The following is a 5,409-nucleotide window of genomic DNA, read 5'->3' on the forward strand; positions in this document are numbered from 1 at the left end:
CTCCCGCGCCCGTGGCAACGCCGGTTGTCGCCGTGCCGAGCCCGGTGATGACGGAAAAAGGCGCGCGCCTGCTGTTCCTGCCCGATAGCGCCGACATTCCCACCACCGCGCGCCCGACGCTGGAGGGCCTCGTCAAGCTGGTCCAAAGCCAGCCGGAGCGGCGGATTCTCATCACCGCCTATGCGACCGGTACGCCCGAAACCGCCAGCCAAGCCCGCCGCCTCTCGCTCAACCGGGCGCTGACGGTCCGCAGCTTTCTGGCCGAAAAAGGCGTCAGCACTGCCCGCGTCGATGTCCGCGCCTTGGGCGGGCAGGTGGCCGATGGCCCCGCCGATCGCGTCGATCTCGAACTGACCGCCCCTTAACCGCCGCTTCCTGTTTCTCCAGACACACCCTGAGACTGGCTTTCACCGATGCTGCATCACTTGACTGGAACCCGTCGCTACCTGATCCGCATGGGCTTGTTCTTGGCGCTCGGGACGGCGGTAACGGTGGCCTTATCGAGCGTTCTGAAGGATGCGTTTCTGCATAATCCGGGGCTGAACGGCGTTATTCTGGGCTGTTTGCTCCTCGGTATCGTCTTCATCGTCCGGCAAGTGCTGATGCTGACGCCGGAGATTGCTTGGCTGGAAAATTACCAGCGCAATCAATCCGCCGCCGTCGCCATTCCGGTGAAACTGCTGGCCCCGATGGCCGCGATGCTGGGCGAGCGACGCACGCGCCTCAGCCTCTCGGCCACCGCCACCCGCTCGCTTCTCGATAGTATCGGCGCGCGGCTGGATGAAGGGCGCGATATTTCGCGCTATCTCATCGGCCTGCTGGTGCTGCTCGGGCTGCTGGGCACCTTCTGGGGCTTGATCCAAACCGTCAGTTCGGTCGGCGATGTGGTTGGAAAACTCTCCTTCGGCGGCGGCGACGCGGTTGCGGCCTTCGAGGATTTGAAAAAAGGCCTGGCCACGCCGCTGTCGGCGATGGGGACGGCTTTCAGCTCCTCGCTGTTCGGGCTCGCCGGATCGCTGGTGCTGGGCTTTCTCGACCTGCAAGCCGGTGCGGCCCAAAGTCGCTTCTATAATGAGTTGGAAGAATGGCTCGCCAGCCTAACCCGCATCGGCGGCGGCGGCCCGACCAGCGAGGGCGACGCTTCGGTGCCCGCCTATATTCAAGCCCTGCTGGAACAAACCGCCGATAGCCTCGACGCCCTGCAACGCACCCTCGCCCGTACCGAAGAGGGGCGCGGCAGCACCAATGCCGCCCTGAATGCGCTGGTCGAGCATCTGGCCGCCCGCCCCGAGAAAGCCGCGCCGGTCGATGAAGTCTCCCGCAGTCATTTGCGCAATCTCGACCTGCACCTCACGCAGCTTTTGGACGAGCAACGCCACGGTCGCGCCGAGATGATTCACGAGGTCCGCGCTGAAATTCGCCTGCTCGCCCGCACTATCGCCGCCCTCGCCGACGAGCAGGAGCGTTAAGCCATGCCTGGGAATTCCCGGCGGCAGCGTAGTGGTCCGGTCGATTATTGGCCGGGGTTCGTCGATGCGCTCTCGACGCTGCTAATCGTTATCATCTTTCTCATTCTCGTGTTCGTGCTGGCGCAATATTACCTTAATCAGGCCCTGTCTGGGCGCGACGAGGCCTTGGCGAAACTGACCGACCAGATCGCCCAGCTTTCGGACATGCTGGCCCTGGAAAAGGCCAATTCGGCAGAACTGCAACTCAGCCTCGGGCGGCTCACCAGCGATCTGCAAAGCGCCGCCACGGCGCGCGACGAGGCCATCGGTCGCCTTGCCGCCGTGATGGCCGAGCGCGATAGTTTGACCGGGCGGCTCAACGATGCTAATGCGCGCCTCGGCGAGCTTCAGGGCCTCAATCAAAAAAGCGCCGCCGACCTTGAAGCCGCCAATAAGACCATTCAGGCCGACCGCGCCACGCTGGAAGTACAACTGAAGGAATTGGCGCAGCTCAAGGCCGATATCGATACCTTGCGCCGCGTCCGCGCCGAGTTGGAAGCCAAGGTCGCCGCCCTCGGCGGGCAAGTGGATGAGCGCGAGAAGCAGTTGGGCGCTTTGCGCGACCGCTCGAAGGAACTGGAAGCGCGCCTTGCCACCGCCGAAGAGCGCACGGTTCTGGCGCAACGCGATATCGCCCAGCGCGATATTCAATTGGCGGAACTCTTGGCGCGCGGCGAAGTCCAGGGCGGCGAACTGTCGCGGGAAAAAGCTCTCTCGGCCGAAGCGAAACGGCAAGTTGAGCTGCTCAATAGTCAGATGTTAGCCCTGCGCGAGCAACTCGCCCGCATCGCCGCCGCCCTAGAGGCCTCGGAGACCAAGACCAAAGAGCAAGACGTTCAAATCGCCGACCTCGGCAAGCGCCTAAACGCCGCCCTCGCCTCCAAGGTTGAGGAACTCGCACGCTATCGGTCGGAATTCTTCGGGCGGCTGCGCGAGGTTTTGGGCGAGCGCCAGGAAGTGCGGATCGTCGGCGACCGCTTCGTCTTTCAGTCGGAAGTTCTGTTCGATGCCGGATCGGCAGAACTGGGCGAGGCTGGGCGCGGGCAGTTGGCGGGGCTTGCCGCCGTCATCAAGGATGTCGCCCCGCGTATCCCCGCCGATCTAAGCTGGGTCTTGCGCGTCGATGGCCATACCGACCGCGTGCCGATCCGCACGGCGCAGTTCCCCTCCAACTGGGAACTTTCCACCGCGCGCGCCATCTCGGTGGTGAAATTCATGATCGACCAGGGCGTGCCCGCCGAACGCCTCGCCGCGACCGGCTTCGGCGAGTTCCAGCCGCTCGACCCCCGCGACGACGACCCGGCCCGCCGCCGCAACCGCCGCATCGAGTTCAAGCTGACCGAGCGTTAAGGTCTGTCGGGGCTTTGCCCCAAACCCCACTCAAGGGGCCGCGCCCCTTGAGAATCTGCCATTTCTTTTCATCCCATCAATCCCATAAGGTGGGATCGCAAAGCGGAGAGAGGTTAAGGCGTTTTCGCGGCAGGCTTTTGAGCCATTGCTTTGGGCTTCACCGGGGCTGCTTTTGCCGCCGGGGTGGGTTTTGCCAGGGTCGCTTTGACCGGGGCAGGCTTTGTTGGCATTTTTGCGGATTTAGCGCCCCCCGGCTTAGCTTTCGCCGCGCTGGCCGGCTTCGGCTTACCGCCCAGAGCGGCCAGGGCCGCCGCCCCGGTTGGGAGGGTTGAAACCGGCACGGACAGATGATCGGCGTCGGGTTTATCCGATAAAAGCTCTAAGCTGACCATCATGCGCGGGTTGCGGAAAACACCTAAGGCATCCGCCGCCGATTTACTGAGATCGATGATGAAACCGCGCGTATAGGGGCCGCGATCATTGACGCGAACGATGACCGAATTGCCGGTGGCGATATCGGTAACGCGCACGAAACTGCCCAAGGGTAAGGTAAGATGGGCCGCCGTGAACAGCCGATCATCGAGCGCTTCGCCGGTTGCCGTCGTATGGGTATGGCGGGAGCGCTTATACCAAGTCGGCCGCCCTTGCTGGACTGGCACACCGGCTTGACGCGCTAAAACCGGCGGCGCTGCCGCAGGGGGGTAGGCCGATGGCGCAGGTATCGGCGCTTCATCGGGTTTTACAACCGGCGCAACGCTTTGGGCCACCGGCGCACTCGGCGTCGCGGCGCAGCCTGCAAGCTGGATGAGAATCAGGCTCGCAAAAAAGCCCTGCCCGATCCGCACCACAGCAGTAACAGAGAATCGCTAAAACGGATCAGCGGCGCGAACGACGCACCCGAACCGGAACCGCCTGCTGAACGGGGGTCGCAACCACCGCGAGCGTCACGGACATAAGAACTGCAAGGCTCACCGCCAGAGTGAGAAGAATTGCATCCATCGCCCGTCTCCCTTGATCGTACCGTCGGCGCCTGATTTTAGGCCCCGTCCACGCTCGACATCATTTATGTGATTTGAGCATGGCAGCTTTGCTAGGGGCCTGCAATAGATTCCCGACACTCGAAAATCGTCAGGCCCCCTTCGGATTAAAATTGGGCGCTAGATACTGGGTAATGTCAACGGCATCGATCTGCTCGGGCTGCAAAAACTTTTCGGCATAGTCGCGGTAAACGCCGCTGCTGAGGAAAAGATCGAACAAATCAGGATCGACATGGGAATCCTGCTTCATCCGCGCCATGATGGCGATGGATTCCGATAGGGGTTTCGGCTTTTTGTAGGGCCGATCCGCCGCCGTCAGCGCTTCGAAAATATCGGCGATGCCCATCATGCGCGCCGGGATCGACATTTCGTGCCGCTTGAGGCCCTTCGGATAGCCGGTGCCGTCCATCTTCTCGTGATGCCCGCCTGCGATCTCGGAGACATTCTTCAGCAGCTTGGGGAAGGGCAGCGCATCGAGCATCTGGATGGTCAGCACGATATGATCGTTGATAATCTTGCGGTCTTCGGTATTAAGCGTGCCGCGCCGGATGGAAAGGTTCATCACCTCGTCTTCCAGCAGCAGCGGCTTCAACTCACCCTCAAGCCCCCAGTTTTGAGCCGCGATGGTTTTGATGCGGTCGACGCTGGCATCGGGAGTAAACTCGGTGCCGAAGTTGACCTGCCGGAGGAAGAGGAACTGCTCGTCGATTTCGGCGATGCGCGCGGCACAGGTCGCCGCCAGTTCCTTTTCGTCGCCGCCTTCAACCCGGCCGCGCCAATAGGCAACCTCGGCATCGCGGCGCAGAACCTCGTGACGGGCACGGATCTCCTCAATACGGTCGCAGATTTTTTCGAGCTTGGTCGCCTTGTCCATAATATGAACCGGCGTCGTGACCTTGCCCACGTCGTGCAAACCGCCCGCAACGCGCAACTCGTACCATTGATCGTCGTTCAGATCGAAAGAGGCGAACGGCCCGTCCGTCACCCGGCAGGCTGCCGCCGCCAACATCTCGGTTAGGGCCGGAACGCGCAAGCAATGGCCGCCGGTATAGGGCGATTTTGCGTCGATCGCGCCCGCCATCAGGTTGATGAAAGCATCGAACAGGTTGCGCTGTTCAAGAATAAGCTGCTGGTTGGTCAGCGCCATCGCGGCCTGGCTACCCAGCGCCTCGATCAGCGGCACCAGATCGGTCCCGAAGACTTCGACCGCCCCGGTAATCGGATTCTTGCGGTTGATGAGCTGCAACACACCGACGACATCGCCGAGATGGTTACACAGCGGCACCGTTAGGAAACTCTGCGAGCGATACCCCGTGGTCTCGTCGAAGCGTTTCGTGCCGGAAAAATCGAAGTCCTTGGCGTGATAGGCATCGTCGATATTGACGATCTTGCCGGTCAGCGCCGCATAGGTCGCCACATTATTGTGATTGGGGCTGCCGTCGGGCCGGTGCATCGGCAGTTCCGGCAATTGCACGGGCTCACCTGTCGTGCCGCCTTTGGCGAAACCTAAAGTA

The 5,409-nt window shown here is 62.1% G+C and carries 6 protein-coding genes; 3 read left to right on the forward strand and 3 right to left on the reverse strand.

Annotation, left to right across the window (positions count from 1 at the left end):
- From VZ95_RS13735 to VZ95_RS13745, 3 genes are all read left to right on the forward strand, one after another.
- Positions 1-365 (forward strand): OmpA family protein (locus VZ95_RS13735; protein ID WP_045776355.1); only part of this gene is annotated, 365 nt, incomplete at its 5' end.
- 48 nt (positions 366-413) lie between these two features.
- On the forward strand, positions 414-1,469 hold the full coding sequence (locus VZ95_RS13740; protein ID WP_045776356.1) for a hypothetical protein: 1,056 nt from the start codon (positions 414-416) through the stop codon (positions 1,467-1,469).
- Positions 1,470-1,472: 3 nt separating this feature from the next.
- Positions 1,473-2,858, forward strand: a complete 1,386-nt coding sequence (locus VZ95_RS13745) for a peptidoglycan -binding protein (protein ID WP_045776357.1) — start codon at positions 1,473-1,475, stop codon at positions 2,856-2,858.
- A 113-nt stretch (positions 2,859-2,971) separates the two neighbouring features.
- On the opposite strand, the gene VZ95_RS13750 is transcribed toward VZ95_RS13745, so the two are convergent.
- From VZ95_RS13750 to VZ95_RS13755, 3 genes are all read right to left on the reverse strand, one after another.
- Positions 2,972-3,706, reverse strand: a complete 735-nt coding sequence (locus VZ95_RS13750) for a septal ring lytic transglycosylase RlpA family protein (protein ID WP_052711762.1) — start codon at positions 3,704-3,706, stop codon at positions 2,972-2,974.
- A 28-nt stretch (positions 3,707-3,734) separates the two neighbouring features.
- Entirely contained in the window at positions 3,735-3,857 is a 123-nt protein-coding gene (locus tag VZ95_RS28280; protein WP_269747110.1) for a hypothetical protein, read from the reverse strand.
- 129 nt (positions 3,858-3,986) lie between these two features.
- The coding region (locus tag VZ95_RS13755) for an HD family phosphohydrolase (protein ID WP_045776359.1) at positions 3,987-5,409 on the reverse strand (1,423 nt) is incomplete at its 5' end.

The sequence above is a fragment of the Elstera litoralis genome, from assembly GCF_000963705.1.
Classification (GTDB): domain Bacteria; phylum Pseudomonadota; class Alphaproteobacteria; order Elsterales; family Elsteraceae; genus Elstera; species Elstera litoralis.

Excerpts from the sequence above, each read along its gene's own strand:
- VZ95_RS13745 (WP_045776357.1), top strand. The coding sequence starts at position 1,473 with ATGCCTGGGAATTCCCGGCGGCAGCGTAGTGGTCCGGTCGATTATTGG.
- VZ95_RS13740 (WP_045776356.1), top strand. The coding sequence starts at position 414 with ATGCTGCATCACTTGACTGGAACCCGTCGCTACCTGATCCGCATGGGC.
- VZ95_RS28280 (WP_269747110.1), bottom strand. The coding sequence starts at position 3,857 with ATGGATGCAATTCTTCTCACTCTGGCGGTGAGCCTTGCAGTTCTTATG.